Annotated in this window: 18 protein-coding genes; 3 read left to right on the top strand and 15 right to left on the bottom strand. The window is 58.2% G+C overall.

Annotated features, from left to right (window positions below; translation table 11 throughout):
* Positions 1 to 68 precede the first annotated feature (68 nt).
* Positions 69 to 746, top strand: coding sequence for an SDR family oxidoreductase (locus HKN37_10295; protein NNE47036.1), 678 nt, complete (start codon positions 69 to 71; stop codon positions 744 to 746).
* On the opposite strand, the gene HKN37_10290 is transcribed toward HKN37_10295, so the two are convergent.
* From HKN37_10290 to HKN37_10220, 15 genes are all read right to left on the bottom strand, one after another.
* Entirely contained in the window at positions 734 to 1,942 is a 1,209-nt protein-coding gene (locus HKN37_10290; GenBank protein NNE47035.1) for a saccharopine dehydrogenase, read from the bottom strand. The genes HKN37_10295 and HKN37_10290 overlap by 13 nt on opposite strands.
* A gap of 59 nt (positions 1,943 to 2,001) precedes the next feature.
* Complete coding sequence (locus tag HKN37_10285) at positions 2,002 to 3,678, bottom strand: iron ABC transporter permease (GenBank protein ID NNE47034.1); 1,677 nt, start codon at positions 3,676 to 3,678, stop codon at positions 2,002 to 2,004.
* A 23-nt stretch (positions 3,679 to 3,701) separates the two neighbouring features.
* Complete coding sequence (recR, locus tag HKN37_10280; protein ID NNE47033.1) at positions 3,702 to 4,346, bottom strand: recombination protein RecR; 645 nt, start codon at positions 4,344 to 4,346, stop codon at positions 3,702 to 3,704.
* Positions 4,347 to 4,361: 15 nt separating this feature from the next.
* Complete coding sequence (locus HKN37_10275; protein ID NNE47032.1) at positions 4,362 to 4,700, bottom strand: YbaB/EbfC family nucleoid-associated protein; 339 nt, start codon at positions 4,698 to 4,700, stop codon at positions 4,362 to 4,364.
* A gap of 44 nt (positions 4,701 to 4,744) precedes the next feature.
* Positions 4,745 to 6,763: a DNA polymerase III subunit gamma/tau gene (gene dnaX / locus HKN37_10270; GenBank protein ID NNE47031.1), complete on the bottom strand. Its 2,019-nt coding sequence runs from the start codon at positions 6,761 to 6,763 to the stop codon at positions 4,745 to 4,747.
* 138 nt (positions 6,764 to 6,901) lie between these two features.
* Positions 6,902 to 7,567: a thymidine kinase gene (locus HKN37_10265; GenBank protein NNE47030.1), complete on the bottom strand. Its 666-nt coding sequence runs from the start codon at positions 7,565 to 7,567 to the stop codon at positions 6,902 to 6,904.
* 45 nt (positions 7,568 to 7,612) lie between these two features.
* Complete coding sequence (locus tag HKN37_10260; GenBank protein NNE47029.1) at positions 7,613 to 8,392, bottom strand: tetratricopeptide repeat protein; 780 nt, start codon at positions 8,390 to 8,392, stop codon at positions 7,613 to 7,615.
* Positions 8,389 to 10,242 carry a protein BatD gene (locus HKN37_10255; GenBank protein NNE47028.1) on the bottom strand — a complete coding sequence of 618 codons (1,854 nt, stop codon included), beginning with the start codon at positions 10,240 to 10,242 and terminating at the stop codon, positions 8,389 to 8,391. The genes HKN37_10260 and HKN37_10255 overlap by 4 nt, the downstream gene beginning before the upstream one ends.
* 50 nt (positions 10,243 to 10,292) lie before the next feature.
* On the bottom strand, positions 10,293 to 10,874 hold the full coding sequence (locus HKN37_10250) for a hypothetical protein (protein ID NNE47027.1): 582 nt from the start codon (positions 10,872 to 10,874) through the stop codon (positions 10,293 to 10,295).
* Entirely contained in the window at positions 10,871 to 11,524 is a 654-nt protein-coding gene (locus HKN37_10245; protein ID NNE47026.1) for a tetratricopeptide repeat protein, read from the bottom strand. Before HKN37_10245 ends, HKN37_10250 begins: the two co-directional genes overlap by 4 nt.
* Complete coding sequence (locus tag HKN37_10240) at positions 11,521 to 12,549, bottom strand: VWA domain-containing protein (protein ID NNE47025.1); 1,029 nt, start codon at positions 12,547 to 12,549, stop codon at positions 11,521 to 11,523. Before HKN37_10240 ends, HKN37_10245 begins: the two co-directional genes overlap by 4 nt.
* A gap of 3 nt (positions 12,550 to 12,552) precedes the next feature.
* Positions 12,553 to 13,536 (bottom strand): VWA domain-containing protein, encoded by a 984-nt coding sequence (locus HKN37_10235; GenBank protein NNE47024.1) that lies wholly within the window; start codon positions 13,534 to 13,536, stop codon positions 12,553 to 12,555.
* A gap of 34 nt (positions 13,537 to 13,570) precedes the next feature.
* Positions 13,571 to 14,326 carry an NAD-dependent deacylase gene (locus HKN37_10230; GenBank protein NNE47023.1) on the bottom strand — a complete coding sequence of 252 codons (756 nt, stop codon included), beginning with the start codon at positions 14,324 to 14,326 and terminating at the stop codon, positions 13,571 to 13,573.
* Positions 14,323 to 15,339, bottom strand: a complete 1,017-nt coding sequence (locus HKN37_10225) for a hypothetical protein (GenBank protein ID NNE47022.1) — start codon at positions 15,337 to 15,339, stop codon at positions 14,323 to 14,325. Before HKN37_10225 ends, HKN37_10230 begins: the two co-directional genes overlap by 4 nt.
* A complete protein-coding gene (locus HKN37_10220) occupies positions 15,336 to 16,211 on the bottom strand; it encodes a DUF58 domain-containing protein (GenBank protein ID NNE47021.1) in 876 nt (291 codons plus the stop codon). Before HKN37_10220 ends, HKN37_10225 begins: the two co-directional genes overlap by 4 nt.
* A 176-nt stretch (positions 16,212 to 16,387) precedes the next feature.
* On the opposite strand from HKN37_10220, the gene HKN37_10215 reads away from it, so the two are divergent.
* Both HKN37_10215 and HKN37_10210 read left to right on the top strand, forming a co-directional pair.
* Positions 16,388 to 16,531 carry a hypothetical protein gene (locus HKN37_10215; GenBank protein ID NNE47020.1) on the top strand — a complete coding sequence of 48 codons (144 nt, stop codon included), beginning with the start codon at positions 16,388 to 16,390 and terminating at the stop codon, positions 16,529 to 16,531.
* 245 nt (positions 16,532 to 16,776) lie between these two features.
* On the top strand, positions 16,777 to 17,238 hold a 462-nt coding region (locus HKN37_10210), incomplete at its 3' end, for a YceI family protein (GenBank protein ID NNE47019.1).

Raw genomic sequence — 17,238 nt, 5'->3', positions numbered from 1 at the left:
TGCATACCTTCAAGTGTCGACGAGACGGTATATTTCTAAATACTGTGTTTGATTCGAGGATATCGAGAATGGACCGGATTGATCTTACATCGAAGCGTATCGTGATTACTGGAGGAGGCGGACGTCTCGGGGCGCGTATGGTCGAGGAGTTTGCGGGTCGCGGCGCCGACGTCGTCGCGCTGGTTGTATCGGACGCCGAGGCGCGTCGCGTACCGCAAGTCTCCGGCGGGTCCGTGACCGTAAAGCGTGCCGACCTTATCGTCGAGTCCAGTGTAGTCGCGTGCTTCGAGGAAATCGGGGACGAATTTGGCCGGATTGATGCGCTTGTCCATACCGTTGGGATGTGGTCAGCATCACCACTTCTGCAGACCACCCAGGAAGACTGGGATCTCATGCTGCAGGTCAACCTGACGTCGACATTCCTCTGTTTCAGGGAGGCCGTGCGCCTCATCAAGTCAGGACGCGGGACGCTCGTCGGCATCAGTTCGCGACAGGGTGTAGACGGCGGCGTCGCGGAGCAGTCTGCGTACTCAGCAGCGAAAGCCGGGGTTGCTCGTCTCGTCGAGTCCGTGGCAGCCGAGTTTGGCAGTAGCGATATCTTCGCTCATGCTATTGCCCCGTCGACCATCCGTTTCGACGGCGAGGGCGGAGGCGTACATGCCAGTGACATCGTTGACCTTGTCGCCTATTTGATCGTTCACGGTGCCGCGCTGTCCGGCTCAACTCTCCGGGCCTACGGGGTCTGAACCGAAGCCATCGAGTGCTTCAGTCCGTCCGGATCGGTCGCAGCGGCAAAACCATCGTACCACCTTTCATCGATGGTCAACCCGATCCGATTGAGTTCGTCCAATACGACGCGTTTCGGCAGAACTGTTTCCGGCGGCGCCACGCCACCGCCTTCAAGCGTTCCTGTCGCTAGCATATAGGCGATCGTAGCAGTCGGAATGCTCGTACACTTGCGCATCGCAGTCACATGATTCGCCTGATCGTATCGCTCGATCATCTCATAAACGAGCGTCTTATCCTGGCCGTCCTTCTTTCCGGCGATACACGTTCGCAGAAGGACCGCGTCTTCGTGTTCACCACCCAGTTTCTGCTGCAGTCGGCGAACGAGGACGTCGTTATATGTCAGGTGCGTACGCACGTCGATGATGCGCTTCTCACCAAAGCCCAGGCCAAGCAGGAATTCCATCTGGCTCGCATGACCGGGCCATCTCACTGTTTTTAGATCCAGCGTTTTGACACGACCCTGAAGTTCGGTCGCCAGCGTGTTGAGCGTGCCGGCGGTACAAAACGCTTCAAGCTGTCCAAAAGGAGGAGGGAAGTAGATGTCCTCGACGTGCGATAGCGGCTCGACCTCCACAATCTTTCCATCGCGAAGCAGGTGGGCCGGCATACTGTAATCATCGATCAACTTCTTGGCCGAAACGCTCAGCCGAAAATTGAACGGCGGCTCGGGATGGAGCGGGACGTCTCCCACCCTCAGGTGAACCGCTTCGACCTCGTCAAACTGCTCGACACCGAGCAGGCATAGGAGATTGATGAGTCCAGGCGCGAGGCCGCAGCTCGGCAGCACCCAGACGCCCCTGTTTCGTGCTTCGTCGTTGAGACTCATCTCCTGATGCAGAATGCCACCGCTTCCCCCCATATCGCAGAAATGGCTTCCCTCGTCTATGCTCAGCGCCGCCATCAGCGGGTTCAGTTCGGGATCTGCGCATCCGATCACGCAATTGCTGCCGCGGATGATCGGCCTAAGGATCCGTTCGTCGCGCCCGTCAACCTGATACGATCGGACCTTCGGACTGTCCACCGTTTCGTGCAGGAGTTTCAGCGCCCGTGAGCCCGCATCACATACATGGACCTCATCCACCTCCTCGCGGCGCACCAGCTCGTCGGCGATTCGAGACCCGATCGCACCGGCTCCGATAATGGTAAACTTCACAGATCTTGTCCGAATTGCCTGAATTGTTGGGAAATATACTGCCCCTTCCTGTCGATGGGCTAGAGGAATGCCTCGCCCAATTGACTCCTTCCCCGGCTGAGCAACCTGGTCGACAACGACGCGATCACAACCATGATCATCAGAAGTACGCTGTACGCAGCGGCGGAGCCGAAATCAAACAGCCGAAGCTGAGCGAGAATTTCGACACTGATCGGCCTGTTCGAGTATACATAGAGCATGATGGACGAGACGAACTCGCCCAGGGCGGCAACGAACGTGAGTAGCGTTCCTGCGAGAACACCCGGCAGGATCAGAGGAAGCACAACCCGCCGGAATGTCATTCGCGGCCGGGCGCCCAGATCCGCCGATGCCTCAACCAGCGAGTCGTCCATACCATCCAGCGCGGCCGTGGTTGCGCGTACGATGAGCGGGATGTTTCGTATGAAATAGGCCAACGGTAGAATCCAGAACGTGCCCACGAGCACCTGACCGGCAGACAGAGGAGAGGGGGTATTGAACGTAAGTATCAGGTTCACGGCAATGACTGTTCCCGGGATGGCGAACGGGAGGGCCGTCAGAATTCGGAGCAGGGTCGTTCCCCTGAGTCGGACCTTGGAGATCAGCAGGCCGGCAGCCACACCGAACACGATGTTGGCAGCGGTCGCGACACCGGCCATCCTCAGGCTGTTGAGAATCGGCTTCAAGATCTGCGGTTCAGAGAACAGCTTCGCATAATTCTCGAACGTGTAGCGCTCGGGTATGACCTGAAGGGTCCAGCTTCCCGTTTCGGCGAGCGAGATCAGTACGATGGTCGCGATCGGAAGCAGAATGAGGGTCAGGAACAGGGCCACACCTGACATGAGAAATATCCTTGTGAGGCCTTTTCCGACAGGCGTGGGTTTCGACGCCACTCCCTTCGACGCCGTACGGTGGAGTTTCTTTCGGCCGCCCAGCTCGATTGCCAGGAGGAAGATCAGACAAATGATGGTCAGGACACAGGAGACTGCGGCGGAAAGGTCGAGATTGCCGTTCGTCTTGTAGTTGAAGATCTGCAGCGTCAGGAACGGATCGTTACCTGCGAAGAGAAGGGGGGCCGTAAACGAGGCCATGGAGATCATGAATACGAGCAGCGAGGCGCCGATCAGAGATGGCCGCAACTGAGGAAGAATGACGCGCACAAAGGTCCTGAATCCGTGCGCGCCGAGATCGGCCGACGCCTCAAGTAATCCTCCATCGATGCTCCGCAACGCGGAAGCCACGAACAGATAAAAGTAGACGTACATGGTGTAGACATGTACAAGCCATACGGCCCAGAGGCCGTCGAATGAGAATGGGACGGCGTCGAGACCCAGAAGCAGCTGTACGGTACGTGGCAAAATCCCGCTTTCACCATAGAGAAAGAGGAACGCCAGGACGCCAACGAGAGGGGGGAGAGCAAGAGGAAGGACGGCGACGCCCATCATGAAGCGACGTAGCGGAAAGTCGAATCGGTAGAACAGGTAGGCCAGAAAAGTGCCAACTACGCCTGCACCCGCGACCGAGTAGACCGAGATCGCGACCGAGTTTACGAGAGCCCTGACATTGGCCGAACGCCAGGACGAGAAGATTTTCCCGATCAGCGAAGGCCGGAGACCCTGACTAAACACCTCAAGTGCAGGCCAGAAGACATACCCGGCGAGAACCGCCAGAACGAACACGAACAGGACGATCGATGTTCTGCGCCCGACTAAGAACATGATGGGGATCGTACTTTCGCGACTCAGGCGTCGGTGTCCATGGTCAGCCTGTCTTCCATCGCGCGCGACAGGGTTGCTTCGTCGGCATACTCGAGGTCACCACCGATCGGTAGACCGCGCGCAATGCGAGTGACTCTCGCTCCGAGAGGCTTGACCAGTTGAGATAGATAGTACGCGGTAGTGTCACCCTCGACATTCGGATTCATCGCCAGGATGACTTCAAGGCTCGACGTGGCCGAGTCGCTCGAATGGGCTGAAGTAGCGAAGTCCTGAACACGGCCAACCAGTTCGCGAATGCGCAGATCCTCCGGTCCGATTCCATCCAGCGGCGAGATGGCGCCGCCCAGCACGTGGTAGACGCCGCGAAACTCATTGGTGCGCTCCAGAGCGCTCACGTCGCTGGCTTCCTCGACTACGCAAATGACCGAGTGGTCGCGCTTGGGGGACTCGCAGATGGCGCACGGTTCGTGGTCAGTCGCATTAAAACAGATACTGCAGAATCGGACACGATCCTTGACGGTGACGAGGGCCTCCGCAATCTGGACGACGTCCTCCCTCGACATCTTGAGGATGTAGGCGGCCAGGCGCTGCGCAGTCTTGCGACCGATCGTTGGAAGCTTGCTGAGTTGATCAACAAGTGCTTCGACGGATTCAGAAGTAAAGGCCATAGATTCGCCGATCGCCTAGAGACCGAGCTGACTCAGATCGAAGCCTGGGGGTAACATGCCGCCGGCAGCTTTCCCCATCTCGGTCTTGGCCAGAGCGGCGGCTTCCTCGAGCGCCTTGTTCACGCCGGCAACGACCAGGTCTTCCAATAGCTCAAGATCGTTCGGGTCTACCGCATCCGGCTCGATCTTGATCGAGACTACCCGCTGCAGGCCGTTGGCCGTAACGCGAACCATTCCGCCGCCCGCCTCGACTGTCGCCGACTTCTTGCCGAGCTCCTCCTGTGCTTCGGAGATCTTCTGTTGCATCTCCATCATCTTGCCGAACATATCGGCCATGTTGAAATCTTGATTCATCGCGGTTGTTGGTATTCGGTAGCGTTCGCCCCGGTCCTTCGTTCCTACCAGACCAGTTCGCCGCCGAACTCATCGAAGATGGCTCGTATTACCGGGTTGTCTTTTCTCTTCTGCTGCATGTACTCGTACGGGTCGAAATCACTGGCGGTTTCTCCCGATGGAGGCTTAACGCTGGCCTGGACGCTGAAGCGGAGCGACTGAACGCTGTCAGCGATGATGCCTCTGGCATGCTTCAGAAGGAAGTCTTGCTGGTTCTCCAGGAGCCTTTTGTGAAAGTCGTCCGGGACGTCAATTTCGATGTGACCGTCCGACATGTCTCGGGGTGCCGCGTGTTGCAGGAGTGATCCCACGTGGATCCGGTCTGACTTCACCGCCATCACGAAGGGGAGCCACTCAGAAACTTTCTGTGCATCGCCCATGGCAATTGGGGCGAGCGGCGTTGTCGAGCGAGCTGCCGAACCTTCGATTGTGCCGCCGTTTTTCTTCGGTGCCGAAGTATGGCGCGACAAAGCGGGCGGGTCGAAGAATCCTGGCGCGCTGGATGTCTTTGGCTTCGACGATTCGGCGGGCGGCGCGTCGGTCGGTTCCACGGGCGCGGGCTTGAGCGGCCTGGCCGGCAGTGCCGTTTCCTGTTCCTCTACCGGTGCCACTGCCGGCTGAATTAGAGGAGTCGTGTTTTGCTCGGGGGCTGGTGTCTTCGCGGTCCTGGCCGCTGGCTTTTCCGCTGGGGGCTCAGCCGGTGCCGGGGACTCGGGGGTACCGTCCTTACCGGTGTCCGGCAGTGGGCTGGATACGGAAGCCGCCTTCGCGGCGGACTTTCTCGCTGGAGCTTTCGTCGTCGGTCGTGTCGTCGACTTGTGGACGGTGGGCGTCGCTGGCTCTTGTCCGGTGACCGGAGCTGCCGGTGTCCCCTGAATCTGGTCGATCTTCTGGATGACCTGCCTCAGGTCAATGCTGTCCGCCATGGCCGTCATTTTCAACAGACCCAGTTCAAGCTGCAGTCGCGGTCGGGTGCTGTTACGAATCGCCCCGTCCGTGTCTGACGCAATGGTGAGAAGTCGAAGCAGCATTGAACGATTGAAGTTGCCTGCCTCAACCGCGTAGCGTTCCCGTGTCGCAGCAGCCGTTTCGATGAGACGCGTGTCGGACATCGTGACAGCGACGAACAGGTTGCGCAGGTGCTCGGCAAGGCCGGTCAGAAATTCTCGAAAGTCGAATCCTGAAGCGACGATTCCCTGCACGAGGTTCAGCACTCCAGCCGGGTTCTTTTCGTGCACATAGTTTGTCAGTTCAAAGAACAGTTCAATGTCCACGACGCCCAACGCCTCGGCGAGCACATCGTATGTGACATTTTCGCCGCACAGTGCCACCGCCTGATCGAATACGGAAAGCGCGTCGCGCAGGGCACCGTCTCCCTTACGAGCAATGAGCAGCAGTGAGGCCTCGTCGGCGGTGATCGACTCCTCCTGGCAAATCTGCTCCAGGCGCTCGACGATTTCGGGCACTGCTATTCGACGGAAATCAAATCGCTGGCATCGAGAGAGGATTGTGGGAAGAACTTTGTTGGGTTCGGTCGTCGCGAAAATAAACAGGACGTAGGGCGGCGGTTCCTCCAGCGTCTTCAACAGTGCGTTAAAGGCCTGAGATGTGAGCATGTGGACCTCGTCCACGATGTACACTTTTTTCAGACCCCCCTGCGGCGGGATTCTGACAGTGTCACGCAGCTCACGGACGTCGTCCACTTTGTTATTCGAGGCCGCATCGATCTCGATCACATTGAGGTTGCGGCCCTCAGCGAACGACAGACAGGATTCGCACTTCAGACACGGCTCGGAGCCGTCCCGCTCATCCGCCGGTGCCGTGCAATTGATCGATTTCGCCAGAATGCGCGCGACGGTGGTCTTGCCTACACCGCGCGGTCCACTGAACAGGTATGCGTGTCCCAGTCGGTTCTGTGCGATCGCGTTCTTGACGGTGTCGCAGACATGCTCCTGAGCGACGACCTCATCGAAGCGCTGTGGACGGTACTTTCGAGCGGCAACGAGGTACTTGGTATCGGACATTCAGCCCCGGGAATGGCAGGTATTGTAGTATTGAATCCGGTCGCCCATGTGCTCTTTGAACATAGCGGGAGAATTCGTCTCACGCAACCAGCAGAACCCGTCGGCCTGGGGTTGGATCCCACGCCCGAAACGGGTCAACTAACGTTCTACGGGCTCCGGCGTCGTCGAAGGCGTCGGCACCTCTGAGTCCCCTGCAGCCGCCTCGGGCGCGAGGGCGGAATCACTCATTCTTCCCGAAAGCTCCGGGTCGTAGCAGTCCCGACAGCGCGGCTCGTACACGTCGGTGGCGCCGAGGAGAACACGGGACCGTCCAGCGACAATTCGCTGCGAATGGTTTGCCGGTGAGCCGCATATCACGCAAACGGCGTGGAGCTTCGTCACATACTCCGCAATCGCCATCACCTGCGGCATGGGTTCAAATGGGCGCCTCAGGTAATCCTGGTCAAGTCCTGCCACAATAACGCGCCGCCCATCCTGAGCCAGTGTCTGGCACACATCCACCAGATCCTCGTCGAAGAACTGCGCCTCGTCGATACCTACGACATCCGCCTTTCCCACCATCAACAGAATCTGTCCCGCACTGTCGACCACCTCCGACGGAATCGAATTCTCGTCGTGTGAGATGACTTCGGAGACGCTATACCTCGAATCAACAGCCGGCTTGTAGATTTCCACGTTCTGACGGGCAAAACGGGCTCGCTTGAGCCGACGGATCAACTCTTCCGTCTTTCCGCTGAACATGGATCCGCACACGACCTCAATCCATCCCGTCCGACGATGATGTCCGATAAATGCTGGTTCCATGATCCATGCGTGATGCTTCCGCTTGCTGGAATCTAAGAAATTCCGTTACTCGGTACGCCGGACAGCCTGGATGGTCTCGATCGTCCCTGGCTCGACGAATCCGGTGATTCCGTTCGGCAGACGTACCTGTAGCAGGTCGCCGTCGTTCCTGAGAACATCCACCACAAGCGCTTCGTGAACGACAATTACGACCCGACTGTCGCTGGACGGCTCCTCGTGGACGTCAGCGCGATCGGCCGTAACGACAGCCGACACGTTATCCGTTCGGGCCGCAGAAGTGGCCACGGCTCCGGCACCGGCAAGCCCTCCAACCACGACCAGAACGATGGCCAGCCTTCTTGCTGCCGTTGAGATCGCCCTAAGATGAAGTCGTCGCCCGAACAGGGCCAGACCTGCGAGCCACCCGACAACACCCAGCCAGAAGAGACGTCTCAGGCCGACCGTGTCGACGAAGCCGTTCCACCATTTGGCCCAGATCGGTTTGGGCAGGACCGAAAGTTGATCTCGCGAACGCGATCTAACCAGGTCCATATTGTGAGTCAATGCGGCATCCTTCGGGAAGTAGCGAAATGCCCGCTGATAGTTCAGCATCGCTTTCCCAAGGCGGTCAAGTCGGAAGTACGCGTTTCCCAGGTTGTAGTAGACGTTTCCACTCTCGACGCCGAGGTCTGTCACCTCCTCGTAGGCGATCCTGGCCTGCTCGAAGTTGCCCTCGCGGAAGAGGCGATTACCCTCATCGAGCAGACGTGCGGCCTCGTCGGTCTGAGCCGCAAGCGGCGTTGAAAAGGCCAGTGCCACAAGAACAGATGCGATGATATTTCTCACGTGGAAACTGCCCGGTGGTTTGCCACTGATTGATCAATCGAGACGATGAGAGATGCGGCTGTCGTGTGCGCATCCTCCGGCGTCATTCCTGTCGGTGCCGACGGTGCAAAACGCGCCCTGTCACATTCTTCGAGAAGGGTGGTTAGAGCCGAGAGCGTGTCGTCCGGGATTCCGACGTCCCTGAGTCGCATCACCAGCTGATTTCGGGTGAGACCGATCTCCGCGATATTCAGTCGGTTTCCGACGAAACCCAGAACGGCGCGTTCGGTCTCCTCATAGAATGCCGCAAGATCATCGCTTGCCAGAAGCTGCTCGGCTCGTTTCAAGTGTTTGCGCGCCAGGGGATGTGCCCGTCGATTTCGGGCAAACTTGAGGTCGGTCGCCAGCTTTGTGCTATGCCGTTGCCACAGAGCGATGCCCAGCAAACCGAGGAGGGGCAGAGCGCCGAACACGTATGCCCACGGTTGCCGGTGGATCGGCGTCCGGTCAGCGGCGGTCCAGACAACGTCGTCGAGCTTCAGCGGAGCGATGTCGTCAATCGGCAGTCCGGTTGAGGTCGTCGCGACGATCGCTGCCTCTCCGGCCGTGCCCGTCACAACAATCGGCGCCGGATTCGAGCGAATGGTCCGGTATTCGCCGGACGATGGCTCAAGGAAGCTGAAGTCGATCCCGGGTATCTCGAAATTGCCATTGGCCCGGGGTACCAGCACATAACTGAACGTCTTCGTTCCACGCACGCTGCTTCCCGAGCGGTTCACGCTTGTAGCGATCTCCGGATCGTACGCCTCGAACACGCCCGGTGGCCGGAATGCCGGAGCCTCAAGCGTCGCGATGTTTCCGGATCCTCGGATTCGCGCCGTCACCTGGACGGATTCGCCAACGTCGAGCCGGGTTCTGTCTACATTCGCATCGATCGTGAAGTTGCCGACCGCTCCCGCAAACGAGGTGGGAGGATTGCCGGGCCATGGCTTCACATCGATCGTGATAGCAGGCGAGGCAAGTCGCACGGGCTGGTATCGGTTTCTCAACGAGAAGAATGGATCACCGGATCCGAAGGGCAGTGACGCCTCGCTCTCGATCCGGAGCGGGTCGATCCGGAGTTCACCCGTTCTGGTCGGGAAGACCGCGACCCGTTTCAAGATGATCGTGTTATATCGGAGACCATCTACGACGACGGTCTTGGGGATTGGTCGCGACTCTATCTCCAGTTCTTCACGCCAGAAGCCTTCGGCATCCCACGAATCGGCAAGCCGGCTTTGTCTCAACTGAATACCGGAGCGAAAAAAGAGGGCGTATTCAATTGTGAGCTGCTCGTTTTGATAGGCCTGGCGTTTACTCGGTGACGCCCGGATGAACATATCACGATCCGAGATCTGAGCATCCTCCTGCGGAGGTGGCTGCTGGCGACCGAACGGATCGATGAGGAACGGATTCCTTCTCTGCGCGCGCGGCGGGCGCTGCGCCTGCGCAACAACCGTAACATTAATTGCATCCGCCCGGTACGCCTTGCCGCCGATCTCGATTTCGACCGCCTCAAACCGGGCTGTGCCTTCTCGAACAGGTTTGTACGTCCAACTGAAGCCAGTGCTCTGCTGCACGCGGCCGTTGGTGATGGACATGTTCTGAGATGTGAACGGAAATCGGTTCGTGAGTACCAGTCCGTCGGTCTCGGGTGCGCTGGGAGAGGGTATCTCGGGAATCGACTGGCCGCTAATCTCCAACGTGTAGGTCAGCGTCTCTTCGACGCCGATGGTCGTCTCACTGACAGATGCACGGACGGACAGATCCTGTGCCGCCAGGTTTAGAAAACAGGCGCCCTGGATGACGAGTGACAGCCAGCAGGATGCCACTATCCTCCTGGCGTTTCTCTGAATACCGCTCCCCACCATAAATATCGTCACTACCAGTCCTTTTCTACTCGACGAGGCCGGCCCTTGATCTTCTGCACTTCGCGCAGCAGTTCCTCTTCCTCGTTCTGAAGTGCCTGCAAGATGCGGATGGCCTGGGCGCGGCTCAATTGATCCTGGTTTTCTCCCGCCTCTACACTCTGCTGTTCGCGGTCCTCCGACTGCTGCTCTTCGGACGGCTCCTGAGGTTCCGGCTCACCCTCTCCCTGCTGCTCTTCCTCTTGCTCTTGTTCGCCTTCGCCAGACTCTTCCTGCGAAGGATCCTCTTCATCGCCGGATTGATTTTGCTGGGACTCCTGGTCCTGGTTCTGTTCCTGCTCCTGTTGCTCGGAGTTGCCCTCTCCAGACTGTTGCTGGCGCTCCTTCTCCTGCTCAATGAGTGCGTTCAGAGCGAGGAGCTTCGGATCGGTCGGAAACTCGGCCAGGCCGCCGGCCACTATTTCGCCCGCCTCAGCCAGTTTGCCATCAACATAGACGCGCGCCCCGTCGTGAAACGCACGCTCGGGGGACTGTCCCGACACTGCAGACACGACGGCAAGTGTGACTGTCGCCAGTGAGATGAGCAGACGCATCATGAATCCTGGGGTTGATCTATGTCCGCAATGTTGCCGGTGCGACCAATGAAGTCCTGAAACGCACGCACGGAGTCGTCGACCCGCAGGCCGTCGAGCATCAGACTGTGGGCTAGCCGGTACTGCTTTTTCGCTACCAGTTCTTCCGCTTGCCGTTTGAGAGCTTTCGCATACTCGGACGGTTCAATCTTTCCACCACTGTCTTCCTGCTGTTGCGGCTGGTCGTCCTTCACTCGTCGGCGAACGAACTCGAAGTTGTATCTGGCGCTGTCGTTGAGTCCGTCCTCCAGCAGGGCCTGTTTGAAGAACGACAGTGCCGCGTTCAGGTCTTCCTGACGATACGCTGCATTGCCGGCGTTGTAGGCAGCCCGACTTCGATCGGCCGGGGTGTCGGCGACCGAAAGCGATCGGACGAACGCCTGCAGGGCAGTCTCGTAATCCTCCATCCGGAAGAGAGAGGCGCCAAGATTGTTCAGAAGCGATGCCTGCACGTCCACCGGTGCGTCGGGACCCAGTGCATCCAGCGCTGCCAGGTAGGCGTCAGCGGCTTCCCGATATCTGCCTTCACGGAAGAGGTCGTTCCCCTCACGGCCGTCCCCGTCAGACGGAGGCGACGTCGCCAGTGCAAACAGTAGTAGCCAGGTCGCTTTCATACCTGCGGGAGAGAGTTAACGGACTTGTCGCGCAATATGACCTCGCCAATAAGGAACAGGCATGCCAACGCCAGAGGCCACTGGAATTTTTCGTCGTATTCCTCAAACTCCTCACGAGCGAATTCCGTTCGTTCCAAACGTTCGAGCGAAGATATTATTTTGTTCAGTGAGCTCGATGTTTTCGCGATACGGAAGTAGGCCCCATCGCCGGCGAGTTCCCGCAGCGGGCCTTCCTCCAGCGCCGTCATCACGACTCGTCCTTCACGGTCCTTCTTGTAACCAGGATTTACGCGGTCCCGAGCCAATGGAATCGGGACGCCCTCGGTTTCTCCTGCCCCGGCAGAAAAAATGATCACGCCCTCCTCCTGTGCCTTCAATCTGATCTCGGCAATCGATCCAACGTGATTCTCTCCGTCTGATACATAAAGGAGTACCTTCGTGCGGTCCGTGTCGGCGTCGCGCGCTTGACTCTTAAACGCCTGCAGTGCCATTTGAAGAGCGCCTCCGAAATCGGTGCCGGGCGTCGGGATGAGCCGAGGGTTTGCGACGTCCAGAAACAGACGCACCGCAGCGTAGTCGGTGGTCAACGGACACTGAATGAAGGCGTCTCCGGCGAACAGTACCAGCCCAACGCGGTCGCCTCTCAATTCGTCCAGCAACTTCTTAAGCTCGTTCTTGGAACGGTCAAGTCGGTTGGGGGCGATGTCGCGTGCCTGCATGGACAGCGATACATCGAGAGCGAAAATGATATCGACGCCCTCTCGTTTCACCTCTCGAAGTTTGGTACCGAATCGGGGCCCCGCCAGCGCAAGCGCCAGCAGCGCGACCGCACAGATCAGGAGTCCGCTTTTCCAGCGTCGGCGGCGTGGATTGATCGCAGACGCCAATTTTTCAATCAGGACAGGATCGCCGAGGCGCTTGTATGCCGACTTTCGAGACATAGCCGCCCAAACCATCAGAAGGATGACGGCAGGAATTGTCGACAGGGCCGCGAGATAGGTCGGGTTAAGCCAGTCCATGGAAATCGGTCAGGGCAGTCGCCTCAGTCTCGTGTTTGAAAGGAGGATCTCGAGGAGTATCAGTCCGAAGGCCGGCCAAAGAAAGAGCGCAAACCGCTCCTCGTAATCCATGTAGGTGCGCTCTTCTATTTTCGTTTTTTCCAGATCCCCGATCTGCTCGTAGATCTGTCGCAATGCTTCATTGTCCGTGGCGCGGAAATACGCGCCCCCCGTCTTTTCTGCTACCGATCGCAACATGTCTTCGTCGATCTCCACGGGCATCATTCGGCGCTGCTTTCCCGCGAACGGGTGGTCGATTACAAAGGGTGCCTCGCCATACGCGCCGACGCCGATCGCGTAGACGCGCACTCCAAGTGCTTCGGCCACTTCGGACGCCGTGACAGGATCTATTTCGCCGCGGTTGTTCTGTCCGTCTGTAAGGAGGATCACAACCTTGCTGACGGCTTCTGTTTCCTTGAGCCTGTTCACAGCCATAGCCAGTGCCGTCCCGATGGCCGTACCGTCCTCGATCACACCCACCTCGACTTCTTCCATCATCCGGAGAAGGAAGTCGTAGTCGAGGGTCAGGGGTGCCTGTGTGTACGCCTTGGCCGCAAAGACGATCAGGCCAACCCTGTCAGAAAGCCGTCCCTGGATGAACTCGGCCCCCACCTCTCTTGCCGCTTGAAATCGGTTGGGCTGAAAATCCTGAGCGCGCATGGAGGTTGACGTGTCGAGCACCATCATGATATCGACGCCTTCCGCAAACTGCTCCCGGATTACGTTGCGCTCCTGCGGGCGAGCCAGTGCCACGATCGCAAGAGCAATTCCGAGCGTTCGAAGGAGTGTCGGCAGACCTCTGATGCGGGTCCAGAACGAAGGGTGTACCGATTTCGCAGATTCTGTCGTGCTGAATGCAAAGCCTCGCTCATTGCGCGCCCGGTACCACTCCCAGCCCGGCAAGAGCGGTAGCAGCAGCAGCACCCACAAAAATGCAGGGTTGGCAAAAGTGATCGGGAGTTCCATCCGCGCTGATTCGTTCTGGTCGCTACTGTGCTCGTTTTGCTACTACCGCTTCCAGCAATTGCGGAAGCACCACACCGGCGGGGCCGAGGATAACCTCATCCAGGTCGTCGCCGATGGCACTCTTCTCGACGTTTATTTCGGCCACATAGGCACCAGTGATACGGGCGGTTATGGGTATCGACGCCGCCGGATAAACAACGGCGCTGGTTCCGACGCTCAGGAACACCTCGGCGGTTCTTGCTGCGGAGTCGGCACGCTCGATTGCTCCCTCCGGAAGCATCTCCCCGAACCAGACGACGTCCGGACGTATCAAACCGGAACACTTCGCACAGCGGTAAGCTCCGTCCGGCGCCGGACGGTCCAGTTCGTGATCGCCGGCCGGTTGCCGACAGGCAACACAGTAGTTGCGCAGAATATTCCCGTGCAGTTCGACGATGCTCCGGCTGCCCGCGCGGCGATGAAGGTCGTCCACATTCTGCGTAATCACGGTGAACTCGTCGAACAGATCTTCGAACCCGGCCAGGGCAATGTGGGCCGGGTTTGGAACGACGTCATTCAGAACTTCCCGTCGATGGGCGTACCACATCTGCACCATTTCAGGATTCGACATGAACGCTTCGAAGTTCGCGAGCTCTTCCGGCTTCAGTTTTTCCCACAGGCCGCCAGCATCGCGAAATGTCGCAACGCCGCTCTCGGCGCTTATACCCGCGCCAGTCAGGACCGCCACTCTTCTGGCCTTCGCCAGGTGGAAAACCAGTTGTGGTGAGAATAGGCTCATTCGCTCTCCGGTATCAGCGCGGATTCATCGATAATCACTTCATCCTCCGGCGTGAGGAATTTCTCTGTCATCTCCAGGACGTTCCTCACGCGCTCGATCGACTGACGGCAGACCACTTGAGCCGGAAAGAGTTCTGCAAACTTTGCAAGGTCGCTGGTTTGCAGAACCAGGGATGCCACTTCTATCATTTCCGGTGGGGCCAGATCCTGGTTCGCCCGATCACGAATGTCGTCGAGCATTTCACGCGACGTTCTTTCGAGCGCCGGCACCTCCAGGCGTCGGGATATATACGTCCGCAATGTTTCGGATAATTCCACGAAGAACGCTTTCACGGACTCGTCCGTGGAAAGATCGGCGACCTCAAGCGCGGCGAGTCTTTCCGTAGCTTCCTCAAGTGGCGATATGATGATTTCAGGTTCGCTTCGCAGAAGACTGACGATTTGCGGCGAGCGCCGGTACCACCAGAGGAAGGCACCGGTCGCGACGATCAACAGACCCAGAAAGACCAGCCACGGCCAGACTGCCGGAGGGAACTCGGCGATCGGCATCAAATCGAGAATGTCCTCGGCGTCACCTGGAACCACGGACCGAACGGGAATCCAGAACGGATCGGTCGAGATCGCCAGCGTATCGCCGGTCGCCACGACTCCAACCGGAACGGGTCCCACGATGGCGGTATCCAGAGCGAAGGTCGTTACTTCGTAGACCACGCTGTCGATGCCGGACTCCGATGCGGCCGGCGACGTATCGAGTAGTGTCCTCAGAATCAGGATGTCTGCAATCTGAAGCACCTGTCCGGTGCTGTCGTGCGGCGGATGGGTGAAGACCGTGCGGGCCCAGACGGGACGTTCTACGACGACCGTCAGATCAAACCGCTCGCCAACCGAGGTGCTATCGGTTTTCGAGTAGGCGCGTGCTGTCTGTGCGCTGGCTGGACCGACCAGCGGGTGAAGAAGCGCCGTCCCTAGCAAAGCAGCAGAAAGGAAGAGAGAGAAGGAGCAGATACGCTTCATCGGGCGCGGTTTCGGTGGCGGAAGAACGCGATAAGTGGGTCCACGTAGCTTTCATCGGTCCGAATGAGTACGCGGTCAAGCTGCAGTCGACGGAACAGCGCATCGAGGTCGTCCTGACGTTGCGCTGCTTTCGCGGCAAACGCACGTCGGACTCGCTTGCTACCGGCGTCCAGCACAGTCGTTCTCCCGGACTCCGCATCGGTCAGCTCTATGAGTCCTACGGACGGCAGTTCCTGTTCCCTGGCATCCTGCAGGTGCACGGCGACGAGGTCGTGTCGCTGAGCGAGGGCGCGCAACGGTTTCTCAAAGGCCGTGTCGAAGAAATCGCTCATCAGCAGAATGACCGAGTGACGACGGAGTACATGTATCAGGTGTTCGAGGGCCGTGGAAATGGACGTGCCGGTCGACTTCTGCTCGTGGGCGAACAGATCCCGGATCAGGCGGAGCACGTGACGCTTTCCCTTTTTCGGAGGGACGAACAACTCAATCTCATCAGAAAACAGGAGCAGGCCCACCTTGTCGCTGTTCTGAATAGCGCTGAACGCCACGATGGCACAGATTTCGGCCGCGATCTCTCGCTTGAACTTGCCCTGAGAACCGAAATTGCTCGATCCGGAGATGTCGACAGCCAGCATGACGGTCTGCTCGCGTTCTTCTTCGAAGATCTTGATGTACGTCTCGCCGGTTCGCGCCGAGACGTTCCAGTCGATTGAACGAATATCATCCCCGATCTGGTATGGTCGCACCTCCGAAAACTCCATTCCCTGGCCCTTGAACGCCGAATGGTACTCTCCACCGAACACGCTGTTGACCAGCCCTTTCGTCCGGATTTCGATCTGCCGGATCTTCTGAAAGAGTTCTTTGGGGATCATGGACGGGATTTCGGGGTCGTGGCGGCCGAGAAGGGATGGTTTTGCGGGTTGAAGCTAGCTAGAGGCGTAGTTGCCTGCAACATCTGGCGCCGAAGACGTGGCACGGTTTGAAATCGTGTCGCCGTAGGCCGATAACCATAGCAGATTCTGTGGCTTTCAAAAGATGAGAAATGAGGATGCGGTACCGCATATTGATCCTCATAGTACTCCTTGCAGGTGGTTACTACCTGTACGCGGAGTTAGCCGACTGGAGAGATAAGCCTCCTGTCGACACGGCTCAGCAAGAGCAAGCTGACCGTGTACGCGATCTGATCCGCTAGTATCTCGACGTATCGGCGCCGGCCCTGAGATGCCACGCGGGCCTACTATTCAAATCCACGCGCCCGCGTTCATTGTGTCCGGATCGTCCTGGCGGCGACCCACTCATACATGTTGCCAGAATGATGCATTTCTCAATATGTTAACAATACTTGTTGTAACAAATAATCCGATTGTGCATCTAATAGGCGTTCCGCACCACGGAATACTCCATTTTAGACTCAGAAACTCACTTCAGGTAATTGAAATGAACAAGGCAAGGTCATTTGTAGCTGTTCTTGGAACGCTGTTCCTCCTCGCTTCAGCCCAAACGAGCGCACTCGCAGACGGAGTTGCGGGCAAACAACAGTCCGATGATCCGGTCGTGTACACGTACAAGGTGGACGCCGCTCATTCATCCATCTCTTTCAAGGTCCGTCATCTCGGGATCGTCAACGTCAACGGAGCCTTCTCGTCCTATGATGTGCAGCTGGCCATGAATCCGGACGACCTGTCGACGCTTCGAACGGATGTTTCGGTTGATGTCGCGTCAGTGGACACCGGAATTGAAAAGCGCGACAATCATCTTCGGTCGGCCGACTTCTTCTCGGCAGAAGCATTTCCGACAATGAAATTTGTCTCGAAAGAGGTAAGAAACGTGGACGGCTCTGCGTTCGACCTGGTCGGAGACCTGACGATTCGTGGAGTCACGAAAGAGGTTGTTCTTTCG

It is taken from the genome of Rhodothermales bacterium, assembly GCA_013002345.1.
Taxonomy (GTDB): Bacteria; Bacteroidota; Rhodothermia; order Rhodothermales; family JABDKH01; genus JABDKH01.
The sequence above is the reverse complement of the archived record's forward strand: the minus strand, read 5'-3'. Positions and strand labels throughout refer to the sequence as shown.